Raw genomic sequence first — 23,550 nt, 5'->3', positions numbered from 1 at the left:
GCATACAATGAGCCTGTATTCCACAATGGATCGAGAGTTCCTAAAATGGGTTTGCCTTCAAATAATCCAATTGATCATAAAAATCAGAACCGAGGAAATATTTTTTCGGTTTCAACTCTTGTCCTTTGGCCTTTGCTTCCAAAGCAGCCTTGACTTTTTCCGGGGAGGCAGGAAGTTCATAAATCCTGACGCCCACAGCGTTATTGATCGCGTTTATCACCGCCATATGCTGGCTGCACTGGAAGACTTCCGATGCTCCTGTGGAGCCGAAAGGACCGCATGCTCTCGGATTATCGTCCATGAACATAATGTTTATATTATCGGGGATGTCCTTAATATAAGGAATTCCTGCGCCTGCCATCGTGGCATGTTTTTTAACGTCTTCGTATTGGGTCTGCAGAGCAAATGAAATACCGTGAGAAAGCCCGCCGTAGGCCTGCCCTTCGACTGACAGGATATTCCCTATCCTGCCAACATCGGCTACCCCGGTCATTCCCAGACATGTTGCTTTGCCTGTGGATACTTCGACAGCCACTTCGGCTATGAAAGCGCCATACATGAGCGATGCGAACGGATTGCCGTCCAGCGTATTAGGGTTAACACTGGGGCCGGCGAAACTTGTGCTGGACTTGCCAGCATATTTTGTCGGAATGCCTTCCGCCACCATCTCGTCATAGGTTCGGAAAGTCCCATCATCCTTGCGCATCGCTCTTATGAGTTTTTCGGCGGCGTCTATAACAGCGTTTCCTGTCATAAAATGAGAACGGCTGGCTGCGGCAACGCCGGAATCAGGGCAAAGATGACTATCGTTCATGTGCAGTCTGATTTGGTCTACGGAAAGCCCCAATGGTTTTAATGCCTCATGCGTAACCGTCAAAGTACCGATATCGCCGCCTTGTCCCTGGTCCTCCCAAGTATTAAAATGTGTTACCGTGTCGTCAGGATTTAATTCCAAATGAATTTCGGCCATATCCATATTGGCCATAGCCACGCCAAACATGGAGGTAACGACGCCGACACCGCGTTTAACTTCCGGTGTGCTTGCCGCTTTTGCTTCAGCAAGCGCCTTCTGGTAATAGGGACGAAGTTTATCCATTATATTTGGCATTACATAATCTCTAAAAGGATGGCCTGTATTGTTGGTCTGTCCCTCGCGGGGAAGATTGATATATCTGAATTCAAACGGATCCATCCTCATTTTTTCAGCCAACATATCCATCATTGCTTCAGAAGCGGTATATGCCTGTACAGCTCCAAAACCCCGATAAGCTGTGCCGAAAGTATGATTGGTTACAGCACATCTTCCTATCCCGGCTATATTTGGAATGACGTATTGCATACCCATTGAAGACATTGCTTTGTACTGCTCGGCAGTTACCTCGTCGGCGAAAGCGCCGCGGTCAAGGGCGATATCATATTCCATCGCAGTCAGTTTGCCTGCTTCATCACAGGCTAGCCTGCCGTTGGTATATCCCGGCGCCCGCTTGCCGCTAAAATGCTGATGTTCTTCATAGGACATAGTAAGTGTTAACGGTCTATCCTTTACAACCATCAGACATACTGCCATCAATGCATAGTTAAGTCCGCTGCATGCCCAACCGAAACTGCCTCCGGTCGGATTTTCAATCAATCTTAATTTTTCAATTGGAATGCCAACTCCGGCGGGTAATTCATGCCGGGCCCAACCAATCGCCATTGTTTTGCAGTGAATCGTCATGTTGCCTTGTTCATCCCAGTAGCCCTGCATAGTATTGCCTTCAATAGAGAGATGAGCTTCCCTGGGGGAATAAAAACTGCCTTCTACAGAACAAAAGGAATTATCAATGACCTCGCTTGCGTCTTCTCCTTTAATATGGGCTCCCACCATAAACATGTTAGGAGTTTGTCCGTGAATTGGTATGGCATCAGGAACAACTGCATCTAACAGGTTCATATATTCCGGCAACGATTCAATTTCAACGATGACTTTCTTGGCCGCCTCACGGGCAATTTCCTCGCTATCCGCAATAACTACCGCGACGACATCCCCATAGCGGCATATTTTTTGGTCGGCAATAATTGGAAATTCATTTCCTTTCAATAAGGAGCGCGGATTAAAAATTGGAGCCAGCATGCGGTTTGTACCTTGAACATCTTTGGCCGTTACGACTTTATAGACGCCCGGCACCGCCTCGGCGGGAGCTGTATCTATACTTAAGATCTTGGCATGAGAAGATACTTTTGGCTGGACAACAGCTAAATGCAAGGTGCCTTCAGGCATTTTATATTTAATGTCGTCACCGTAATCGCACAGTCCTGTTACCTTGGCCAAGGCGGAAGGTCTGGGCAAAGCCGTGCCATAAATTCCATTTTTCGTTTTTTCCATGTCAAACGTGATATCTTTCATGGAGGCTTCGCCGCGCATTACTTTGGCTGCGGCCATAACAGCGTCGACGATAGGCTTATATCCTGTACAACGACACAAATTACGGTGTTTTTGGAACCAATCGCGAACTTCTTCCCTTGTAGGATTGACATTTTCTCTCAATAACCCCAACGCCGACATAATGAACCCCGGGGAACAAAATCCGCACTGGACACCTCCATAAGTGATGAAGGCTTGCTGCAGCGGGTGAAGGTTAGTGGCTGTGCCAATCCCCTCAATCGTTTCTACTTTGGCGTATTCCGGGATATTTTTTATCTTACGGGCACAGGAACGTACAACTTTCCCATCCAGGATGATTGAACAAGACCCGCACTGTCCCACGCCGCAGCCGACCTTTGTACCTGTCAGCCCTAATCTCCTTAGGGCAGTCGCTAAAGTGTCTTTTTCCGGATCACAGATAAACATCCGGTCGACTCCGTTGATATTTAGAAACTTTTTACTTAAGGCCATTAGATTCACTCCAATCTTTTAATTCCGAATTGACATGTTTTTCAGCAAATGTTCGGACTGGCGGGTCATTCGTCATGCCCGCAGGAACAGGTTTCCGCATGATGCGAATGGGAATCGTGACCGGTACCGCCAATATGATCGGTAATAAGTTCTAACATATTCTCATGTTCAATAGCATCCGGTATCGTAAGCCCGGCACCCAATGATCGCGTTACTCCTGCCGCGGCGAGTATCTCAAACGGTATCCGCTCAATTTCACCGCAAATCACCGACTCGCAATTTCTCTGAACAATTATTTTTGCGAACTCTTCATTTTCCGTATCTTGACTTCCCCTGCGAACTTTTTCGCAAATACGCTGCCGATCCATTTCTACAATTAATAACCAGCAGGCATCAGCAAATTTAGCCGTAACCTTACTCTCCATATCACAACCATCGGCAGCTATTGCAATCTTCATTTTCCTCTCCTTCCTTATAAATAGTAGATCAGTAATATTCGTTATATTGATCCCAAATGTGTTCAAGCGATTGATCAACTTCCATGAATCACTTTAGTTTTTTACAAAACGCGGAAAAAGCTTTAATGCGGTTTCTGCTGCAATCATATGTTGTTCATCCTCTTCCAGGCCAAGGTTATCAGCAATATCCGTTACGCTTTGGGCTATACCTTTTTCAAGCCTCATAGGAAAATCCGTCCCGAAAAGGACATGGGATGCTCCAGCCAATTTTTTCAAGGCGGGGATTGAATAGGGAGAAGCTGAGAGCGCCAGCTCATAATAAAGCGTGCTTAGAGGCGCCAGCACCTCCGCGGGAGATTGGGTGATACCGTTCCATTCTTTAGCAATACTCAAACGATGAGCAAGATATGGGATTGTCCCTCCGGCATGGGCAATAATCCAGCGAATATTGGGGTATTTTTCGATCTTTCCCTTGTAAACGAGATCCATTATTGATCGGGTTGTATCAAACGGAAATTCGTAAACTGCAATATCCCGCCCAAATAAAGGCAGATTGTCGCCGGCAGGCTTGCCGGGATGAACAAAGACGACTGCCGCCCGCCTGTTTAGTTCCGCTAAAATTTCCTCCATACGCTCATCACCGAGATAAACGCCGTTGTAATTGCTTAAGAGGATAAAGCCATCAGCATTAAGGTCATCATAGGCATAAGCAATCTCATTTAAGGCGTCATCGACACTCAGGCAGGGAAGGCTCGCCAGGAGACCATAGTGGTTCGGATCCTTTGCGCATATTTCTCCCATGAAAATATTGATCTGGCGAACAATTTTAGCTGGAGAAGGCGCCGGGAGCGATAGCAAGGCCCCCGTAACTCCCAGGCGCTCCATAACCTCACGATCGTAATCAATATTCCACTCCGCTACTTGCATTCCGCTGCGCTTCGCTTCAGCAACCATTTCGGGAAGAAACGCATGATGGTGTACATCAATCAATGTTTTTGATTTAAGCATAACTTCTAATCCTTTCTGATTTTATTTACCCGTTATTTTTTCATTATCTTAATATAAAGGGATACTCTTTTGGCTGATTAGAATCATAATGACAACTGCAGAAATTAATACGATAAACAGTAAATCTTTGAGGCATATTTTACTTTTCATTTTAACCTCGATGTTTAATGTGCATTTTTATTTGGTTAGCAGGGTACAATACAATTTTGTCCGACATCTTTTTTATCCATTTTCTGAGATGCAATATTATCTCGTTGATTAACAGTCCTGGGCAAAAAAACCTGCACCAGAATCTTTGTATAAAAAAAGAGGCAAAAAAAACTACCGGTAAAATAAGCCACTGAATACCGAACCCCTGCCTGCCAAATAAGGTGGAAAAAGGTTCATACCCTGCAAAACTAGGCGTTTTGGTTAAAAAAGCCCCTATAAGGGCCATGTATACCAGTACATACCGTAATTTGGCTATTTTTGTTTCGATTGACTTATTGCAGCATTTGAATTTGCCGCCGCCGATTTTTGCAGTTAATTCCTGCAAGGCACCAAAAGGACAAAGCCAAAAACAGTATACATTCTTTCCTAGTGTTAAAGTGATCAACGGAATTCCAATCAAGAATACATACCAAACCAGATTTTCATGGAAGGGTGGAAAATGGCCCATTAAAAGTCCTGCAATATTCGCAAGAGAAACAGGTGTATTGTACCAAAAGCCAATCAAGACTAAACTGCTGATAAGTGTAACCCAGCGTAGTCTTCTCCGTTTGAGTGCAACTCCAATCAACATTAATGCGACCAATACAATAACAGCTATTTCTTTTGCGCCAAATTTAAACGGTTCCTCCTCATCATCCTGAACAACCAGTCCAAATTGCCTTCGGGCTACTTCATGGCTTCCCTTGGAGACAGCTTTGGCAATACCCTTTGAGGAATAAGTAGCACCCGAAATACGGTCAATGTCTTTATCAATAGACAAAGGGGCGACAATTATCTTACCAATAAACTGTTCAAGATATTTCTTCTCTGTGATCTTTTGAATGTAGGAAGGCGTATCCTTATGATCTGCAATAATTACCCCGACGATTTTTCCCTGCAGATCGATTCCGGTTACGATTACAATGGGTCCACCGTAAGCAACAGCTTCGTCTATTACCACGTAGCCAACTTTTTCTTCGTTACCGTTACGGTTTTTTATTCCTTGATATATCGACGGAGAAGAATTAACTTTTTTAAAAACTTGGGCTTCAGGAAGGGCTTTTATCAAAAATGGCTGCAAGTCTTTTTCTGTCTGAGTCCAACTGAAGCCCAAGGCTACAAGTAATACAAGTATTGCTGCTAAAGTGACAAATTTCCTAAATGCTTTCATTATTGCTTATACCTTATTTCTACTTATGAAATTGCACTATCTTTCGCATTATTTTTAAAAGTTAATTTGGATATTAAATCATTCCATTTAACCGTAAGAAGAATAAGACAGAGGAAAATTCCTCCAAATATCAGTAATCCCATACCGGCAGCTTGAATTTCTGCCTCTGCCAAACTGCTGACAATCCATGCTATGGTGAAAGCTCCCCATAAAACAGATATTAGAGCCAATACCCACTTCGTTTTGGACATTTTTCCCGCTACCTGGAACTTTAAATAAACAAACCAAAAGGCCGATGCCACAAGTGCACCCAGAATCAACCAAAAAATAATCATACTAATATCACTCCTTATTCAACCTTACTATTTATTCCAGAAATCCTTTGTTGCATCTTCAACGCTAATCTTGCCATAACCGAACAAATCATCAAAGAATCTTAGGACTGGCCTTGCAGGGGTCCTTGTCCCCAATCTGACAAGATCATGATGCCATTCATCACTTTTATTGTAAGGACAAACTTTAATACAAATACCGCAGTCAGTACCGACTTCTGCCCACTGGGATAAACATTTCTCGCAGTCCATAGCCCATTTCTTCACACCACCATTTGTCGAAACGGTTGAAACATCAAAGCTGGGTTCTTTCTCTTTGGATATCGCACCTGAAGGACAGGCATCCGCGCATTTTCTGCAGTTTTTGCAAAATTCCATTGCTCCAAAAGTAATCGGCTTGTCAATAGCTAACGGCAAATCTGTAAACACTTTGCATATCCTAACTCTTGGCCCGAATTCAGGAGTAAGAAGAATACCAATTCTGCTCAATTCTCCCAAACCGGCTTGGACAGCCAGCGGAACGCTCAAAGCCGTATCATTGCCGCAAGCAATGGCGTGATAACCTAACCGCCGAATGAAAGCACTTACTTTATGCGCCGTAACACTCATATTGGAATAAATATTGGCTGTTGACGCCATTTCGAGAAAATCCGGAGCCCCTTGAAATCCTTCATAGCTCATTTCCAGAGCCATAACGACCACATTCGTAGGCTTAAAAGGCAATACGTTCGGAACACCTTTCATTGTTTTCATATCGAAAACAGTTTCAAAGACCCAACGTTCGTCATATGGGGCTATCCCGACCAAGCTTGCTCCGCAAAATTCTGCCGCTTTTTTAACAGCCTTGCTCGCAAGCTCAGGGCTGTCAAATTTATATACATCGGGATTTACTGGATAGTCCCATTTATATAATAGTCCTTGTGAAGCAAACCCTGGAGAATGATAACCATTAATATCACCCTCAATAGATCCCGCGCCCGCCATCAAGGCGTCCTCAAGCCTGCCCCTGCCCGGTCCTTCTTTTGAAGGAAATTCCCCGGTATGTTGACCGAAATAACGGGCGAACAAGGGGGCTGTTACCGGATCTCCCGCATAAGAGCGCATAATAACATTTTTACACTGATCATACCGCTTGTAATCGGCTGAAATTTCAACGGGCATATCATTATGCTGTACAATATCCGCCGCTTCAGCTATCCTGTCCACTCCCGGAACCCCCGTCAACTGATTCCCCAGTAAGGCTGCACCCGCTACCCCAACCCCCATTCCCAGTGAGGTTTTCAAAAAAAACCTCCTGCTTAGTTTCTTCGGGATACTCTTTTTTTCTTCCAGGTTCTTTGTGTTCTCATTACTTAAGTCCATACATGCATATCCTCCTTTTAAACTTTGTCTAAAAATTAGCATAGTTCAAAGTAATAGGATAGGTGTTTTCACTACTAAGGTAGCTTAAGCTACATCTGTTTCTGGATTGAAAGTGTATAATGAATATTAGATAATGGGATATTAGATAATAATAAACATTGACTCTATTTCTACTATGGTGGAGGTTGGTCATTTATGGAGCGATTAAACAGAGAAGAGTTTTCAATTATTTGCAAACGTGATAATATCTCCAAAGCATTAATTAACAAAGGGAGAGAATCACTTATTGCTAAGAATACAATGATAGCCTCTCCCGGTGACCTTCCAAATGAATTATGTTATGTCAATAAGGGTAGCGTATTCGCTTACGAATACTCCCCGAAAGGGAATGAACGAATAGTGGGAATTTTTGATGAAGGCAGTATATTATGGGAAACTTGTTTCCTTTTTCAAATACCTCTCACTTATTACTTTAAGACAACAAAGGACTCTTCTTTAATCTCTATAAAGCATAGTGACCTCATGAATTTATTAGCAACAGATTTGGATGTAACATTGTCTATTCTACGGTCGCTGACTAAAAAAATGGTTTCCATGATGAACCTGGTAGATGAACTACTCTTTTATAATACGGAATGGAGAATCTGCAATCTTCTTATAGTAATGGCCGAAAATTACGGTTTAAAAGAAGAGGCAAAGATTAAATTGAATATTAATATTACTCAACAGTTTGTGAGCAACCTGCTTGGTATTAATCGAGTCACGACCGTAAGAGTTATTCAAAAATTAAAAAAAATGAAGCTAATTGATTTTACTAATGGGTACTACTATATAAGAGATATTCAAAAACTAAAAGACTATCAGACAAAAATATAGCATAGCTGTTAAAAGTATTCCGTCCTTTGATGTATTTTCCTAACTTTAAGGAGTCATATTATAGAATTACTTAAACCCATTGCATTGCAGTATTCTGGTTAGACTATGTCTGCCTCTTTTCTTCCTGCAAGATAAGGCAATGCTTGAAAGTAACCTGTGTGGCCGTAGGTTCTTAACGGAAAATCCTCTTCCCTTATCACCTGCAAGGGCTGCCTCTATTGCTACGATTTAAGCAAGCAAATTAGATTGTGTTGCAATATCTTGAATAGAGCTAATAATTGAGTTGGTTTCAGTTATCTCTGAGAAACCTTTGTGTCTTTATCCACATTATCAATGTGTAATAGATAAATCACTAAGGCCTTTACGATTTCATTAAAATAATTGTTTTTACAAAGTGAACTTATAGTTGCCTGCTTTAAGCAGGTATAGCTTTATACTTAATCAGAATAACTGAACTATAAAGGATTATCGTCATACCTGGTTGACTTTTTCTTAAGTAGACTAAGGAGTTGATTGCCCAATGAATATGTCGAACGGCAAGAAAACCATAAAAAACACTAAAAATCTATATGATCAGGATCATAATTGGCAAGACATATTGGATTGTTGGAAAAGATGCATTGAGCAAAATGCAGATCCAAGGCAGATGTCTGTTATAAGAAAAGAAATTGCCGAATCATGGCTACGATCAAGGGATATGAATGTTAACCCATATACGTTTCATTCTGCCAATCTGCTTGATAGTGCAAAATTCGAAATGATAAAAAAGACCAAAAAACTGCTTCTCGACACAGCACTTCCAATTATCCATGAAACAGAAAAAATGTTACATTCGATCACCCCTTCTTGTATTACCAGCTTGGCCGATGAAAACTGCATTTTACTATATACACACAAAGATGCCCAACTTGAACTTGAGACCAATAAAATTAACATCGGGCCTGGGTTCTGTTTTTCCGAAAATGTGATTGGTACTCACGCTGTAGGGACTTGTCTTGCCCTTCAAGCTCCCGTGCAAATCAATGGCCCCGAACACTATTTCTATGGTTTAAAGAATCTTATTGCTTCAGCAGCAGCACCAATATTTTACGATGGATATTTAGTCGGATTATTTGGAATAACGACTGTTGTTAAGAGCAGTCACGATAAAATTTTAGCCCCTACATTTTTTAACATCTCCTGCTTAACGGCACGCGCTATACAAGGCCAGTTAGAGTTGTCACGCATCAATCGTAGACTCGCTTTAAAGAACCGTTTCTTACATACTACTCTTAGTTTTGTTTCTGAGGGATGTTTATTGACAGACGATCAAGGAACTATTATTCTAGCAAATGATTCAGCAAGACGAATGATTAACTTAAATGATGATAATGTGGATCTTATTATTGGCCGCAATCTTAATACAATTATTGACAATCAATCAATTATCCAAAGTGTAATAAAGTATCCTCAAAAAGCAGCCAATTTTGTGACAAGTATCCATATCGAAACAAAAAATAAGTATACGTGCTCAATGAATCCAATCATTAATCCCGAGAATGGGTGCCTTGAAGGGATTACTGTTATCCTAGATCCGCTTCCAAATAATAAAGCGGTAATTAAGTCACACTCTCAGTCTGATGCAAAATTTACTTTTCAAAACATTATTAGTACCAGTACAAAATTAAAACAAATTATTAGCCAAGCTCAGGTCTTCGCAAAAACTCCTGCTAACATTCTGATTCTAGGGGAAAGCGGAACAGGTAAAGAATTATTCGCTCAGGCAATACATAACGAATCCCGCCCCACCGATCCTTTTATAGCTTTAAATTGTGCTTCACTCCCAAGAAACCTTATAGAAAGTGAGCTTTTCGGCTATGAAAAAGGCTCTTTTACCGGTGCACTTAAAGATGGTCAAAAAGGAAAGATTGAATTAGCTAATGGCGGAACATTATTTTTAGACGAAATTGGCGATATGCCTCTTGATTTCCAACCGACACTCCTAAGAGTACTGGAGGATAAAAAGGTTATGCGTATAGGAGGAAATCGCAATATACCAGTAGATTTCAGAGTTATTGCTGCGACCAATCAAGACCTGGAAAAACTGGTAAAAGAAAAAAAATTTCGTGAAGATCTTTATTTTAGATTGTGTGTATTGCCGATATCTTTACCTCCTTTAAGAGAACGAGATGGAGATATTGAAATACTGACAAGATATTTTTTAAATATTTTTTCTAATAAAGAAAATAGTATTATACCTAAGATTACAGAGGAGGCATGGGAGTTATTACGTAATTATTCATGGCCCGGCAATATCAGAGAATTGGAAAATTGCCTGTTTTATGCAATCAGTGCATCGCAAAAAGACTGCATACAGTTATCGGATTTTCCTGAAAGAATACGGCACAGACCCGATTCATATTTAAGCCAAGAAGCCAACCAAAAGAAAATTCCATTTTTCGCAAATACCTTAGTTAATCCAAATAGTGATATATATCAGAAATCTAATCAACTATTATCGATTAGCCAAATAGAAAAACAAGCTATTGAAACCACAATGCGATGCTTAAATAATGATACAAAAAAAGTTTCTGAAATCCTAGGAATATCCAGAACTACTCTTTACCGGAAACTAAGTGAATACCAAATAAGTATAACAAAGTAAATTAATCATTGAATTAATTGGAGTCCTATGTCTCCCAGCACACTATCAAGAGTTGATATGTTTATTGTTGGCCAGAAATAATCGTTCTTAAAAATTGTATCATTCCATACACTTGAAATTTATTTATCATAGATTCACATTTAGCACTAATTGAGGATTAGCAACTTTAATCCCATAAATCTTTTCCAACTCACTAATACACCTAGCAAATTTAATAGGATTAGTATTGCCGATACCTCTTTAGCGAAGATAGCATACTTAACATGGACATACAGTGTTTTAAATAACCTTTAAGCTGTTTGAATGTTTAGATTGAAGAATTATATGGAGAAATAATATAACCGCCTAAATTGGCGGATAATTTCAAAATTATATAGCAAAAGAGACCTCGAAACAGGTCTCTTAGTTTGTTCAAATTCATTATTTTTGCCTAGGCTCCTGACTAGGTTTTTGACTAGGAACTTACAGATACTTATAGTAATTTGCGGTATTTACTGCGATATAACTATTAACACAAAATATCATCAAACCGTTGGTACGCAAGTATTTGAAGGTCTATGCTTTAAAATGTTATCCGTTTAAATGAGCCTAGAATCAGTTAAAATTAGCTGGATAGGTGTGCCACTACCCAAACCTAAATTCGAACGGTTTAACGGCTTAAAGACGCTTTAAAAGCGAGATTTATTATTACTAATTGCTATTCTATTTCACTTGGCTTTATTCAATTTCTAGTCATTTTTATTATAAAAAAAGACCTTTTTTTACAGGTCTTTTCTATTGTTCTAATTCATTATTTTGTTGACCGAATTTTGACCCAATACTTACGGATTCTTAGAGATATTTACGAGTATTTATCCTTAATTATGGACAAGTTGTCCAACCCCCATATCTTTTCGAAAACAGCAAATCCTTTTGTATCAACGCTTCTAGCGTTTCATTTTGTTTTCACCATTTAGTAAAATGGTGGGTTTGAGAGGACTCGAACCTCCGACCCCTGCGATGTCAACGCAGTACTCTAACCAGCTGAGCTACAAACCCAAAATTGGTGCCGAAGACCGGAATCGAACCGGTACGAGGGGTAAACCTCGCGGGATTTTAAGTCCCGTGCGTCTGCCAGTTCCGCCACTTCGGCGTTTGGAGGCGGCACCCAGATTTGAACTGGGGGATAAAGGTTTTGCAGACCTCTGCCTTACCACTTGGCTATGCCGCCATAAGTTTTTGGAGCGGGTGACGAGATTCGAACTCGCGACTTTCACCTTGGCAAGGTGACACTCTACCACTGAGTTACACCCGCATGATCATGGTGCCTCAGGACGGAATCGAACCGCCGACACGAGGATTTTCAGTCCTCTGCTCTACCGACTGAGCTACCGAGGCATAATCGATGTTCGAGGCACGATGTTCGATGTTCGAACTTGTGTATGCCTCTGCGGTATCTAATCCGCAATAGTTGATCTATAATTCCAAGTACCGTGGTGACTATTCGCTATGGAATTTAACTTCCACCTTTCGAACTTCGAACCACGAACTTCGAATATCGCGTATGGCGACCCCGATCGGATTTGAACCGACGATCTCCTGCGTGACAGGCAGGCGCTTTAAACCACTAAGCTACGGGGCCAATTCGGTATTCAGGCACGACGTTCGATATTCGAACCTTCGTATTCCTCTACAGTAAGTTTCCCGATGTTCAGTTCGTACCTTCCGCTCTTCAAGCAATATCTTAATATGCTTTTTCGAACTTCGCGCGTCAAACTTCGAACTTCGAGTTTGGTGGGCGATGACAGGATCGAACTGCCGACATCCTGCTTGTAAGGCAGGCGCTCTCCCAGCTGAGCTAATCACCCAGGCTTGCTGTGACGAATTATAGTATACACAAATATCGATGGTGTGTCAAAGGATTTTTTGCGTAAAAACAAGACATCTTCTGATGGATTGTTATTTCACAGCAAGCGAAAAGACCCGGGTAAAACCGGGTCTTCGTTTACCTTGAGACTGTCAGCTGGTCGATACTTTTTCTTCCGCACGAATTTCCTCATAATTGATTGAGCGGGTATGCATTGTATGCGACCACTCTTTCTTGTTGCGGTGAATGAACCCGGCAATAATGATCGGTATCCAGCTGTACATAAAGATCGGATACAGAATCAAGCCAAAATAGGCCTTGGTAGGCTTTTTGTCCAAGTACAGGGACAATATGGCAAAAACAATAACACTTCCGGAAAGAACCTGCCAGACACCTGCAGGAATATAGTCAATAAACAAGTTGACATAATAAGGGCGCAGAAAGAATAACACCTGCATCACAATAAACGAAGCCGAAATAATCAAGAAGAACGGCTGAAAGAGATGCATCGCTGCATCAAAATACAGCCACTTTTTCTCGCGGAATCCTTTTACAAGAAGAATAGGCAAATATCTGCAGGCAACGTCAACCTGCCCCTGAGCCCAGCGTTTCCTCTGATGACAGGACTGTACAAAACTAAGCGGCTTCTCGTCATAAACGACCGCGTCATGCGCCCAGCTGGTTTTTATCCCATATACCAAGGCTTTCATCGTAAACTCGAGATCTTCAACCAAAGAGTGAGCTCCCCAGCCAAATTTCTTAAGTACATCGTAGGAAATACACATCCCCGTACCAGCCAGGGTATTGGAAACTCCGAAATTAAACCTGGCCAGCTGTACCAGCCTGTTCATCATCCAAAATGCAATTGAAAACGAAGTGGTGACCCAGGTATCATAAGGGTTCTTGGAATCCACATAGCCTTGAATGATTTGATCTCCCTGACAGAGCTTTTTATTCATCTCTCTGAGGAAATTATCCTTGACGAGATTATCGGCATCAAACAAAACAAAAGCATCATACGTATGGTCTAAAGCAAAAATCTTCGCAAATAAGTATTCCAAGGCATAGCCTTTCCCGCGTTTTATCTCATCAAAACGCTTGTACACATTGGCTCCAGCCTTTTTTGCCAGGTAAGCAGTGTTATCCGTGCAATTATCGGCAACAACAAAGACATCAAAAAGTTCTCTCGGATAATCCAGATTTTTAAGGTTGTTAATCAGCGGCGCGATTACCCTTTCCTCATTATGAGCTGCAACGACAATCGCAAATCTATTCTTGGGCTCGAATTCGTCATTTTCAGATTTCCGGTGCATCCCTAGAATTGATAAAATAAAATAATACAAAGTCACAAAAATAATGATGACTTGTAGAGAAATCATAATAATGTTAAAAATTTCTTGCATGATACTGGAAAAGCTATCCAAAAATCTTACCCCCCTCAATTTATCAATTTTAGCAGATATTACTGCTGCCTGCAATAAGACTTGTACAATATCTTAAGAATATATTTTATTATTCTTTTAAGGCAGCGAAGATACACAAATGTTTATATTTAAACATTTTTTTGAAAGTCAGTCATCGATAGAACCATTTATTTTTTACGTCTGAATAATTTATAGATGATGATGGAGGCAAAACCAATCATCATCACGATTAACAGCAGGCTGATCTTTAACGCCAAAAAGACGGAAGACCAGTAGGTACCGGCAACCTGTGTCCCGCTTACGAAAGGTATCATATTACGGAACAGCGCTCCAATACCCTGCCCTATGATCACCATCAGGATAATTCCGACGGTTATTAACAGTATTCCCAGAAGACCGATTGGACTATCCGAATGTCTTTTATTTAATTTCTGCCTTTTCCACCAATAGTATTCTACTAAAAGTTCACGACGAATACGCTCCCACATTTGTCGTCACCTCAGTATATCCTATGAAAAAGACAAAGCCTCAAGTACGAATTCGACGGATTTTTCCATCTGGTCAATTTCGACATATTCTTCGCGGGTATGCGGTTTATGATTACCGAGGCCCAGTGCCAGACATGGTATGCCGCGGGAATTTAAGATATTGGCATCAAGTCCTCCGCCAGTTGAAGTTAACTCCGTGTGAATGCCGAGCTTCTTCCCTGCCTTCAGTAAATTCTGAACAGCAGGATGTGCCGGATCTATGCAGAACGCTTCATAGGCAAGTTCCTTTGTATAGCTGAAATTTGCCTGGTTCTTAGCTGCAACAGTTTCAAATTTCTCAAGAATTTTATCAGCTTCAATTTCAAGTTTGGCTTGATGGTGACTTCGTACCTCTGCCGTAATTTGTACCTTTTCAGCAACCACATTACGCGCTGTTCCGCCGGTAATGATCCCGAAATTACTCGTTGTTTCCTGGTCTATCCTTCCTGATTTCAAGTCCGCAATGGCTTTGGACACAACAACAATTGCATTCACGCCCGTTTCCGGTGCCAAGCCCGCATGTGCAGCTTTACCCTGAACAACCAGATCAAGCGTGATATGAGAAGGTGCTGCGTGAACTACGGTACCCACAGGGCCGTCACCATCTAAAACATAGCCGAAGTCAGCTTTAAGGGCATAATCAAGATTTTTTATGCCATAGAGACCAATTTCTTCCTGCACGGTCAGAACAACTTCAACCGGGCTATGCAGGATATGCTTGTCTTCTTGAAGCCTGCTCAGTACTGCGAGTATCACGGCTATTCCAGCTTTATCATCCGCCCCTAGGATGGTCTGTCCATCGCTGCGAATGACCCCTTCCTCAATCCGGGGTGTCATTCCTTCGATCGATGCTACCGTATCCATATGAGCTGCAAGCATGATCACCGGTGCACCCTCACAGTTGCCCGGCAGTACTGCAATCAGGTTGCCTGTATCACTACCGGTCCTGACGGCGGAATGGTCCTCATAGACATCAGCACCGAGCTCCTTCAGCCTTCGTTTCAGATAGCCTGCGAGTTTCCCTTCTTTTTTGGACGGACTGTCAATGGAAACAAGCTTAAGAAATTCATCCGTAACATTGATTGACATAGTTACCTCCGATCACTCATGCTTTCACTCATAGAATAAACAACCGCCCTATTATTTAGACGGATTTTCTTGGGATAATTCGTCAACATATAAATAATATTTTCCAGTGCCTCATTAACTATTAAAATATCATCTGACTTTATCATGAAACAAACACTATCATCCTATGTGTATGGCTCAAAAATATTTTTCACGGCAAACCAGATGTTAACCCGGTATAGTACTATACCGGGTTGCAAGTCAGCCCTATTCCAGTTCGTGAATAAGCAGTCCGCTTCTCAGTTTGGGTTCAAACCAGGTAGATTTGGGTGGCATAAGCTTATCTGCATCAGATACGGCAAAAAGTTCATCAATCGATGTCGGATACATCGAAAAAGCAAGTTTCATATCACTGGCCACCCGCTTTTCCAGTTCCTTCAGGCCACGTATACCACCGACAAAATCGATTCGTTTATCCGTTCTGACATCTTTGATATCCAGGATCGGTGTTAAGAGATAATTTTGCAGCAGTGAAACATCCAAGCCTTCCACAGGATCATCGCAAAGAATCTCATCCCTAGCCTCCAGTTTATACCATGATTCTTCCAAATACATGCCAAAGACCGCTTTTTTCTGAGGTTTATAGGGTTCAGCCCCCATTTTGGTTACAATAAATGCTTTTTCTATTTCATTCAGCAGGGCATCTTTCTGATAACCATTAAGATCTTTGACCACTCTATTGTAATCCAGGATCATCAGTTGATCGTGCGGGAAAAGGACAGAAAGAAAATAGTTGAATTCTTCCTCTCCGTTAAAACCGGGATGGGCGTCTCTTCTGCGCAAGCCTACTTTTACCGCCGAAGCCGCTCTGTGGTGTCCATCCGCAATATAGATGCTCCGGGTATTTTGAAATCCGGAATAGATCGCAGCCAAATCATGATCCCCGTCTATTTTCCAAACGGTATGTCTGATTCCGTCCGGAGCAGTGAAATCATAGAGGGGGCTTTCTTGTTTAATTCGGCTGACAACCTCATTAATTCCCTGTTGAGACCGATAAGCCAAAAAGATCGGGCCGGTCTGGGCCTTGCAAATGTCGACATGATTGATTCTGTCAATTTCCTTATCTTCTCTGGTTTTTTCATGTTTTTTGATAACATTGTTCAGGTAATCATCAATCGCGGCACAACCGACCAGGCCCGTCTGGGAACGGCCATCCATCACCAGTTCATACACATAATAGCAGGGTCTATCCTCCCTGACAAAAACGCCGTTTTGGATCATTTCCTGCAGACTGTCTCTCGCTCTCTCATAGACCCGGGTATCATAAGGACTGACCTCAGGAGCGAACTGGGTCTCTGCCCGGTCAATCTGCAAAAACGACAACGGTTCTTTTCTTACTTCAGCTAATGCTTCTTCGCGGTTATAGACATCATAAGGAAGTGCCGCGACTTTCGCAGCAAGTTCTTCCCTCGGCCGCAGCGCTTTAAACGGTCTGATCGTAGCCAAATCCAACCCTCCCAATACCAACAATATCAACAATATCAACTTTCATTATTTTACGATTTTGACTCTGTAGACTCCTTCAATCGCTTCAATTTTCTGCTTTATTTCCGGTGTGGATGGTGCCTCAATATCAACCAAGGTATAGGCATACTGGCCTTTGCTTTTATTAATCATATCAGAGATATTAATATTCTCCTGAGCCAGGGCCGAAGTGAACTGACCAATCATATTCGGGATATTTTTGTGATGAATCGCGAGACGGCCGGCATTATCCGGATAACCGTTGTCACAGTCGGGATAGTTCACGGAGTTTCTGATCGTGCCGTTTTCAAGATAATCCATGAGCTGGCTGACAGCCATCACCGCACAATTATCCTCTGATTCACAGGTGGAAGCTCCCAGGTGCGGAATAGCAATGACTTCATTTAGGGGCGCCATTTTAGGAGTAGGAAAGTCGGTAACATATTTGAATACCTTGCCAACTTTTAGTGCTGCAATCATATCTTCTTCATTGACTAAAGAATCGCGCGAGAAATTTAGAATGCGGACGCCGTTCTTCATCATCTTGAAGGCTTCTTCATTCAGCATCCCTTGAGTTGCATCGGACAAAGGTACATGGATGCTGATGAAATCACATTCTTTATAAATCTCCGCCAAGGATTTGCTGGGCTTGATATATTTAGACAAATGCCAGGCTGAGCGGACAGAAATGAACGGATCATACCCATATACTTCCATGCCAAGTTTCATCGCCGCATTCGCTACGAGAACCCCAATCGCTCCAAGCCCGATTACACCAAGTTTCTTGCCGCTGATTTCAATACCTGCATACTTGGCCTTATTTTTCTCAACAAGTTTAGCAATAACCGGATCATCTTTAACAGTATTTACCCAGTTTACGCCGTCGATAATGTCACGGGATGCCAGAAACAGTCCGGCAAGTACCAATTCCTTAACACCATTGGCATTAGCCCCCGGTGTATTAAAAACAACAATCCCTTTTTCAGCGCATTTATCAAGCGGTATATTGTTCACTCCTGCTCCGGCCCGGGCAATTGCCTGCAGAGAATCCGGCAGGTTCAGTTCATGAACACTGGCACTTCTGACCAGAATGGCATCCGCCTCTTCATAGTTATCCGTAATAGCATATTCGTCCGAGAAATTGTCCAGCCCAATCCTAGCAATCGGATTTAAACAATTGATTTTAAACATACAGACACTCCTTTACTCCTGATTGTATAAAGATGATTTTCTTTCTCAGATGTTTTCTTCTTCAAATTTCTTCATGAATGCGACTAACGCCTTCACGCCTTCCATGGGCATCGCATTGTAAATGCTCGCTCTCATTCCTCCGACTGAGCGATGACCTTCTAAATTCACCAAGCCGGCCTCTTTGGCTTCTTTGGTAAATTTCTTGTCCAGTTCTTCTGATCCGGTTACAAACGGCACATTCATCAGTGAACGGTCTTTCTTAACCACTGTTCCTTTAAACATTCTGCTGGAATCAAGATAGTCATATAAGATTGCGGCTTTTTCCTCATTGATTCTTTTCATGACTTCGAGTCCGCCAAGTTTTTTCAGCCATTTAAATACTTTGCTGCAAATATAAATGCCATAGGCCGGCGGTGTGTTATAGAGCGACTTGTTGTCTGCCTGTGTTTTGTATTTCAACATGGTAGGCGTTCCCGGCAGCACATCATCAGTAATCAAGTCTTCCCGGATAATGACGACGACAACACCGGCCGGGCCGACATTTTTTTGAGCCCCGGCAAAGATCAAACCATATTTGCTTACATCTACAGGTTCAGACAAAAAATCCGAAGACATGTCCGCAACCAAAATTTTGTCACCGGTTTTGGGCAGTTCTGCAAACCTTGTTCCGTAGATGGTGTTATTATGGCAAATGTATACATAGTCGGCGTCCTCGGAGATCTTCAGATCTTTCAGATCAGGAATATACGTATATGTTTTGTCTTCTGAGGAAGCAAGGACATTAATTTTACCGTAGATCTTTCCTTCCTGAATTGCTTTTTTAGCCCACTGTCCGGTGTTAAGGTAATCGGCAACCCTGTTCTTCATTAAATTCATTGGGACCATGGCAAACTGTTGTGATGCACCGCCTTGCAGGAATAGTACCTTATAATTATCTGGGATATTTAGCAAATCTCTAAGATCCTGCTCCGCATCACCAATAATTTTTTCAAAAGCTTTGGAGCGATGGCTCATTTCCATCACGGACATCCCCGTGACATCATAATCCAGCATTTCCTCAGCAGCTTCTTTGAGAACTTCTTCAGGCAATACTGCCGGTCCTGCAGAAAAATTAAATACTCTTGTCATTGTAAATTCCTCCTCCATTATCATATTAGTATTCTTTCACTTTTGTATAGCGCTATGAAAAAAAGCAAAATCCACCCCAGTGTTGGGGCGGATATTCCGCGGTGCCACCCAAGTTTTAGCCATTTCTTCATAAAGTGACAACGTCTTTCATCTGCAGAAATACATAAATAAAACCTCTAATCCCAAAATCAGGGACGAGAGGTATTCCCGCGTTGCCACCCATGTTGCCAAATCGGCCAACTTATGTCCGCGATATCGGGCGGAACCCGCACAATTCATCATCGGCCACTCCAGGATGGAATCTCATTACATGTTGGCTGACTTGCACCGGCCATCAGCTCTCTGAACAACATTTAAATCAGACTTTCCTCTCATCGTGTTTGAGCATATAGGTTATTTTCAATATAGTAATGTATCCGGGATGATTTGTCAAGTGGATAGATAATCTTCATTTTTCTCCATCCAATTGTGCAGATAAACCCCCTCTATACATAAGAAACAGAGCACCCATTGATGCTCTGTCCTCATTTCTTAATTAACCTTTGCCACCAGTAAATCGCGTCTGTTGATATTGCTCTGTTTGTTGGTATTGTACTGTCTTTTGCTGATAAGGAACATTACAGCAGGGCATAGTCGGAAAGCAAATTACTGGATAATAACACGTACATGCATACGAATAAAAGCCTTTTCCAAAAAGGTGCATTTTTTGTTACCTCCTCGTATAAATTTTTTAAACAAAGTAGATTTAGATTTTATATTCCCATTATATTCCATACTACTTTTTTTGAAATTAGTCCATATATTTTATTAAATTTTTAACCAAACAAAGACCTGGCAAATAGTATAAACAGGGGTGATTAACATGTATTCGATTGTGCTTTCTTTAAATAAACGTCAGCTTTATGTGTCCGAAAACAGTCAAATCATCAGGACCTATCCGGTTGGTATCGGGAAAACAGCGACACCTACTCCAATCGGATCTTATGAAATCATTAGTAAAGTACCAAATCCCGGAGGCGTATTTGGTGTGATGTGGCTTGGACTCAGCATCCCTGGATATGGAATCCATGGTACAAATAATCCTCAGTCAATTGGCCGACAAGTTTCTAAAGGCTGTATCCGCATGCTTAATAAAGATGTCTTAGAGCTCGCTAGAATTATCCCCACTGGCACCTCAGTCACTATCCGTTCTTAATTAATAATACCCCTATTGTCCGCCAATCGGTCAGATTTGTATCTGCCTAGACCTATTTTCCGTATCGTCGCTCCAGGAGGTTCCTCAAACTTTCTAGGCGAACACCCTCACTCCATTAATGTAAAGAGACTACATCACTGGATGTAGTCTCTAATTACCTGGCAACGTCTTATCTTCCCTTACAGTATTTTCAGCCCAGGAGGATACTCAACCGTAACCGTCTAATAAGTCGGTGTATGGAAACATCACTAAAGCAGTGAGATAATATCCTCTAAACTAGAGTTATTGGAGTTTTTCAAGTTTACTTTAAAAACTCCAAAAGGAGGAGTTAGTGATGGATAGCAGAGAAGCCACTCGACAATATCGATTGAATCAGTGGGCCCAGCGCATCCGTGAATGCCGCAGCAGCGGGCAGAAAATTGCCGACTGGTGTGCGGAGCACGGTTTAAGCGAGACGACTTACTTCTACTGGCTGAAACGTGTCCGTGAAGCAGCCTGCGAAGCCCTTCCCGCGCTGAATGCCGAAAAGAATCCAATCGTGCCGGTAAATATTGCGTTTCCTGTAGCCGACGCTGACCATAAACGTCAGGACTCATCAGCAGATATTGTTGTGAGCTTGGGTGCCGTAAGCTTGGAAATCCACAACAGCGCAGCACCTGCCTTAATAGAAAATACCTTGAGGGCGCTCCAAAATGTTCGGTGATATCTCCAAAGCAGAGAAAATCTATATCGCCTGCGGGTATACCGACATGCGCAAATCCATTAACGGGCTGGCCGCTTTAGTCCAGCAGAACTTTCAGCTAAACCCATTCCAGAACAGTCTGTTTCTCTTCTGCGGCCACCGGCATGATCGACTGAAAGCACTCTACTGGGAAGGCGATGGCTTCGTATTATTATATAAGCGGCTGGAAGCCGGTAAATTCAGGTGGCCGAAGAATTCCGAAGCAGTCCGCAACGTCACTTCCCAGGAGTTTCGCTGGCTTATGGAAGGACTGTCCATTGATCAACCAAAAGCCGTAAAAAAACTGGGTAAAGAGAAGTGTTTTTCCCTGTAAAAACTTTGGGAAAAGTGCCGAAAGTCCGCATAAATGCTGGATTGTTTGGTATTTTTATGGTAAAATATAAGCAGCGAAAAACGCAAAGGATATCGTAATTTGATGAGTACGGCTGAACAGATCAAAACGCTGGAAAATCGCATATCCGAACTGGAGAAGGAAAATAGACTCCTTCTGGAAACCGTACACCATCTAACGCGTAAACTCTATGGCCGAAGCACAGAGAAGACATCCGTTCTATCCTTAGGACAGATGTCTCTTTTTAATGAAGCGGAAACCGAGACCGATCCGAAGTCCAAGGAACCTGACTTGAAAAAGGTCGAGGGTTACCGGAGAAAGAAAGTAAATGGCCGGCGGGAAGAACTTTTAGAAAATCTGCCGCATGAAAAAAAGCTCTGTACCCTTGTTGAAGATGAACGTTTTTGCGAAACGTGCAATACCCCGCTTAAATCCGTCGGTGAAAAATTTGTGCGTACAGAAGTTGAATATATTCCGGCTAAGCTTAGGGTAATTGACCTTTACCGTGAGACCTTCGAATGCCGCAGCTGCCGCAAAAATGGTCTGCCTTACATGGAGAAATCCCCGATACCTGATTCGGTTATTCAGCACTCCTTAGCGACTCCTTCCACAGTGGCTTGGGTCATGCACCAGAAGTTTGTAAACGCGCTTCCCCTTTACCGTCAGGAAAAAGAGTGGAAGACGCTCGGTTTGTCTTTAAGCCGCGCTACCATGGCTAACTGGATCATAGCTGCGTCCCGCGATTGGCTGACCCCCATCCTAAAAGTTATGCATCAAGAGCTCCTTAAAGAAAAATATATTCATGCTGATGAGACTCCTGTTCAGGTGATGAATGAGGAAGGTCGCAAGAATACAAGTGATTCTTACATGTGGGTATACACTACCGGAAAGCATACTGAGCATCCTATCCGGATCTTTGAGTATGAGCCCGGAAGAAATGGAATTTACCCACAAAAATTTCTGGAGGGATTTAAGGGATACCTTCACTCGGATGCTTACGCCGGTTACAAAAAGGTCGAGAACATCATACGCTGTCTTTGCTGGTCACATCTTCGCAGAAATTTTGTCGATGCTTTGCCTAAAGACATCCGTGGTCCCGATGATACGCTATCTGGTCAGGGGATTACTTATTGCAACAAACTTTTTGAAATTGAAAGTACTCTTGAAAATCTGACAAGTGAAAAACGCAAATTCGAACGTCTGAAACAGGAAAAACCAGTATTGGATGCTTTTTGGGCATGGATTGATTCTGTCGAAAACAAAGTTCTTCCCAAATCCAAACTGAGTAAGGCCTTAAATTATGCTTTAAACCAAAAGCAAGAACTGATGAATTATCTGGAAGACGGTAACTGCTGTATTTCCAATAACCTGGCAGAAAACTGTATTCGGCCCTTCACTATTGGACGCAAAAACTGGCTGTTCAGCGGAAGTCCCAGAGGAGCCGCGGCAAGCGCAGCCGTTTACAGTATGATTGAAAGCGCTGAAGCCAATGGCCTAAGTCCTTACAAATATCTTTACTATATTCTTAACCGGCTACCGGGTGAACAGTTCGGTCAGTATCCTGAAATCCTTGAGGATTATCTGCCGTGGAGTCCGGAAGTTCAGGAAATCTGTAAATAGAGCAAAACCTCAGTTTACACTGGGTTTTGCTTTTTTTCT

The 23,550-nt window shown here is 42.2% G+C and carries 18 protein-coding genes and 7 tRNA genes; 6 read left to right on the top strand and 19 right to left on the bottom strand.

Going from position 1 to position 23,550, the window contains the following annotated elements; translation table 11 throughout:
- Positions 1-40: 40 nt before the first annotated feature.
- The 6 genes from AAH944_RS00890 to AAH944_RS00865 all read right to left on the bottom strand — a co-directional run bounded on the left by AAH944_RS00890 (position 41) and on the right by AAH944_RS00865 (position 7,395).
- Entirely contained in the window at positions 41-2,875 is a 2,835-nt protein-coding gene (locus AAH944_RS00890) for a molybdopterin-dependent aldehyde oxidoreductase (RefSeq protein WP_415535722.1), read from the bottom strand.
- Positions 2,876-2,940: 65 nt separating this feature from the next.
- On the bottom strand, positions 2,941-3,333 hold the full coding sequence (locus AAH944_RS00885; RefSeq protein ID WP_415535720.1) for a NifB/NifX family molybdenum-iron cluster-binding protein: 393 nt from the start codon (positions 3,331-3,333) through the stop codon (positions 2,941-2,943).
- Between the two features lie 93 nt (positions 3,334-3,426).
- Positions 3,427-4,341, bottom strand: coding sequence for an amidohydrolase family protein (locus AAH944_RS00880; protein WP_415535718.1), 915 nt, complete (start codon positions 4,339-4,341; stop codon positions 3,427-3,429).
- Between the two features lie 151 nt (positions 4,342-4,492).
- Positions 4,493-5,701, bottom strand: a complete 1,209-nt coding sequence (locus AAH944_RS00875; RefSeq protein ID WP_415535716.1) for a 4Fe-4S binding protein — start codon at positions 5,699-5,701, stop codon at positions 4,493-4,495.
- A 23-nt stretch (positions 5,702-5,724) separates the two neighbouring features.
- Positions 5,725-6,036, bottom strand: coding sequence for a dehalogenase (locus tag AAH944_RS00870; protein WP_415535714.1), 312 nt, complete (start codon positions 6,034-6,036; stop codon positions 5,725-5,727).
- Between the two features lie 27 nt (positions 6,037-6,063).
- Positions 6,064-7,395, bottom strand: a complete 1,332-nt coding sequence (locus AAH944_RS00865; RefSeq protein WP_415535712.1) for a reductive dehalogenase — start codon at positions 7,393-7,395, stop codon at positions 6,064-6,066.
- Positions 7,396-7,590: 195 nt separating this feature from the next.
- Here AAH944_RS00865 and AAH944_RS00860 point away from each other — a divergent pair, with 195 nt between their 5' ends.
- Both AAH944_RS00860 and AAH944_RS00855 read left to right on the top strand, forming a co-directional pair.
- Complete coding sequence (locus AAH944_RS00860; RefSeq protein WP_415535710.1) at positions 7,591-8,271, top strand: Crp/Fnr family transcriptional regulator; 681 nt, start codon at positions 7,591-7,593, stop codon at positions 8,269-8,271.
- Between the two features lie 520 nt (positions 8,272-8,791).
- Positions 8,792-10,915: a sigma-54-dependent Fis family transcriptional regulator gene (locus AAH944_RS00855; RefSeq protein WP_415535708.1), complete on the top strand. Its 2,124-nt coding sequence runs from the start codon at positions 8,792-8,794 to the stop codon at positions 10,913-10,915.
- A 961-nt stretch (positions 10,916-11,876) separates the two neighbouring features.
- Here the strand turns inward: AAH944_RS00855 and AAH944_RS00850 are convergent.
- The 13 genes from AAH944_RS00850 to serC form a co-directional block, all read right to left on the bottom strand.
- Positions 11,877-11,953, bottom strand: a tRNA-Val gene (locus tag AAH944_RS00850).
- Positions 11,954-11,958: 5 nt separating this feature from the next.
- Positions 11,959-12,047 (bottom strand) — tRNA-Leu (locus AAH944_RS00845).
- 3 nt (positions 12,048-12,050) lie between these two features.
- Positions 12,051-12,125 (bottom strand) — tRNA-Cys (locus AAH944_RS00840).
- Between the two features lie 9 nt (positions 12,126-12,134).
- Positions 12,135-12,209 (bottom strand) — tRNA-Gly (locus tag AAH944_RS00835).
- 7 nt (positions 12,210-12,216) lie between these two features.
- Positions 12,217-12,292, bottom strand: a tRNA-Phe gene (locus AAH944_RS00830).
- A 167-nt stretch (positions 12,293-12,459) separates the two neighbouring features.
- Positions 12,460-12,536, bottom strand: a tRNA-Asp gene (locus AAH944_RS00825).
- Positions 12,537-12,686: 150 nt separating this feature from the next.
- Positions 12,687-12,762 (bottom strand) — tRNA-Val (locus AAH944_RS00820).
- A 151-nt stretch (positions 12,763-12,913) separates the two neighbouring features.
- Positions 12,914-14,185, bottom strand: a complete 1,272-nt coding sequence (locus AAH944_RS00815) for a glycosyltransferase family 2 protein (RefSeq protein ID WP_415535706.1) — start codon at positions 14,183-14,185, stop codon at positions 12,914-12,916.
- Between the two features lie 167 nt (positions 14,186-14,352).
- A complete protein-coding gene (locus AAH944_RS00810; RefSeq protein ID WP_415535704.1) occupies positions 14,353-14,673 on the bottom strand; it encodes a hypothetical protein in 321 nt (106 codons plus the stop codon).
- A gap of 21 nt (positions 14,674-14,694) precedes the next feature.
- On the bottom strand, positions 14,695-15,801 hold the full coding sequence (locus AAH944_RS00805) for a M20/M25/M40 family metallo-hydrolase (RefSeq protein WP_415535702.1): 1,107 nt from the start codon (positions 15,799-15,801) through the stop codon (positions 14,695-14,697).
- Positions 15,802-16,047: 246 nt separating this feature from the next.
- Positions 16,048-17,286, bottom strand: a complete 1,239-nt coding sequence (locus tag AAH944_RS00800) for a DUF1015 domain-containing protein (RefSeq protein ID WP_415535700.1) — start codon at positions 17,284-17,286, stop codon at positions 16,048-16,050.
- Positions 17,287-17,331: 45 nt separating this feature from the next.
- Positions 17,332-18,495, bottom strand: a complete 1,164-nt coding sequence (locus tag AAH944_RS00795) for a phosphoglycerate dehydrogenase (protein ID WP_415535698.1) — start codon at positions 18,493-18,495, stop codon at positions 17,332-17,334.
- Positions 18,496-18,540: 45 nt separating this feature from the next.
- The gene (gene serC, locus AAH944_RS00790; RefSeq protein ID WP_415535696.1) at positions 18,541-19,623 is read right to left on the bottom strand and encodes a 3-phosphoserine/phosphohydroxythreonine transaminase; all 1,083 of its coding nucleotides are present in this window, start codon (positions 19,621-19,623) and stop codon (positions 18,541-18,543) included.
- A gap of 862 nt (positions 19,624-20,485) precedes the next feature.
- On the opposite strand from serC, the gene AAH944_RS00785 reads away from it, so the two are divergent.
- The 4 genes from AAH944_RS00785 to tnpC all read left to right on the top strand — a co-directional run bounded on the left by AAH944_RS00785 (position 20,486) and on the right by tnpC (position 23,511).
- A complete protein-coding gene (locus AAH944_RS00785) occupies positions 20,486-20,818 on the top strand; it encodes a L,D-transpeptidase (protein WP_415535694.1) in 333 nt (110 codons plus the stop codon).
- Between the two features lie 334 nt (positions 20,819-21,152).
- Positions 21,153-21,521 carry an IS66 family insertion sequence element accessory protein TnpA gene (tnpA, locus tag AAH944_RS00780; RefSeq protein WP_287896878.1) on the top strand — a complete coding sequence of 123 codons (369 nt, stop codon included), beginning with the start codon at positions 21,153-21,155 and terminating at the stop codon, positions 21,519-21,521.
- On the top strand, positions 21,511-21,873 hold the full coding sequence (gene tnpB, locus AAH944_RS00775; protein ID WP_287896876.1) for an IS66 family insertion sequence element accessory protein TnpB: 363 nt from the start codon (positions 21,511-21,513) through the stop codon (positions 21,871-21,873). Before tnpA ends, tnpB begins: the two co-directional genes overlap by 11 nt.
- Positions 21,874-21,975: 102 nt before the next feature.
- Positions 21,976-23,511: an IS66 family transposase gene (gene tnpC / locus AAH944_RS00770; RefSeq protein WP_287896874.1), complete on the top strand. Its 1,536-nt coding sequence runs from the start codon at positions 21,976-21,978 to the stop codon at positions 23,509-23,511.
- The last annotated feature ends 39 nt before the right edge of the window (positions 23,512-23,550 follow it).

This window comes from Dehalobacter sp. CP (assembly GCF_047652685.1).
GTDB lineage: Bacteria > Bacillota > Desulfitobacteriia > Desulfitobacteriales > Syntrophobotulaceae > Dehalobacter.
This window is presented reverse-complemented; position numbering and strand designations above follow the sequence as displayed.

Excerpts from the sequence above, each read along its gene's own strand:
- tnpA (WP_287896878.1), top strand. The coding sequence starts at position 21,153 with ATGGATAGCAGAGAAGCCACTCGACAATATCGATTGAATCAGTGGGCC.
- AAH944_RS00890 (WP_415535722.1), bottom strand. The coding sequence starts at position 2,875 with ATGGCCTTAAGTAAAAAGTTTCTAAATATCAACGGAGTCGACCGGATG.
- AAH944_RS00795 (WP_415535698.1), bottom strand. The coding sequence starts at position 18,495 with ATGTTTAAAATCAATTGTTTAAATCCGATTGCTAGGATTGGGCTGGAC.
- AAH944_RS00805 (WP_415535702.1), bottom strand. The coding sequence starts at position 15,801 with ATGTCAATCAATGTTACGGATGAATTTCTTAAGCTTGTTTCCATTGAC.
- tnpB (WP_287896876.1), top strand. The coding sequence starts at position 21,511 with ATGTTCGGTGATATCTCCAAAGCAGAGAAAATCTATATCGCCTGCGGG.
- AAH944_RS00860 (WP_415535710.1), top strand. The coding sequence starts at position 7,591 with ATGGAGCGATTAAACAGAGAAGAGTTTTCAATTATTTGCAAACGTGAT.
- AAH944_RS00865 (WP_415535712.1), bottom strand. The coding sequence starts at position 7,395 with ATGGACTTAAGTAATGAGAACACAAAGAACCTGGAAGAAAAAAAGAGT.
- AAH944_RS00785 (WP_415535694.1), top strand. The coding sequence starts at position 20,486 with ATGTATTCGATTGTGCTTTCTTTAAATAAACGTCAGCTTTATGTGTCC.
- AAH944_RS00880 (WP_415535718.1), bottom strand. The coding sequence starts at position 4,341 with ATGCTTAAATCAAAAACATTGATTGATGTACACCATCATGCGTTTCTT.
- AAH944_RS00855 (WP_415535708.1), top strand. The coding sequence starts at position 8,792 with ATGAATATGTCGAACGGCAAGAAAACCATAAAAAACACTAAAAATCTA.
- tnpC (WP_287896874.1), top strand. The coding sequence starts at position 21,976 with ATGAGTACGGCTGAACAGATCAAAACGCTGGAAAATCGCATATCCGAA.
- AAH944_RS00870 (WP_415535714.1), bottom strand. The coding sequence starts at position 6,036 with ATGATTATTTTTTGGTTGATTCTGGGTGCACTTGTGGCATCGGCCTTT.
- serC (WP_415535696.1), bottom strand. The coding sequence starts at position 19,623 with ATGACAAGAGTATTTAATTTTTCTGCAGGACCGGCAGTATTGCCTGAA.
- AAH944_RS00810 (WP_415535704.1), bottom strand. The coding sequence starts at position 14,673 with ATGTGGGAGCGTATTCGTCGTGAACTTTTAGTAGAATACTATTGGTGG.
- AAH944_RS00885 (WP_415535720.1), bottom strand. The coding sequence starts at position 3,333 with ATGAAGATTGCAATAGCTGCCGATGGTTGTGATATGGAGAGTAAGGTT.
- AAH944_RS00875 (WP_415535716.1), bottom strand. The coding sequence starts at position 5,701 with ATGAAAGCATTTAGGAAATTTGTCACTTTAGCAGCAATACTTGTATTA.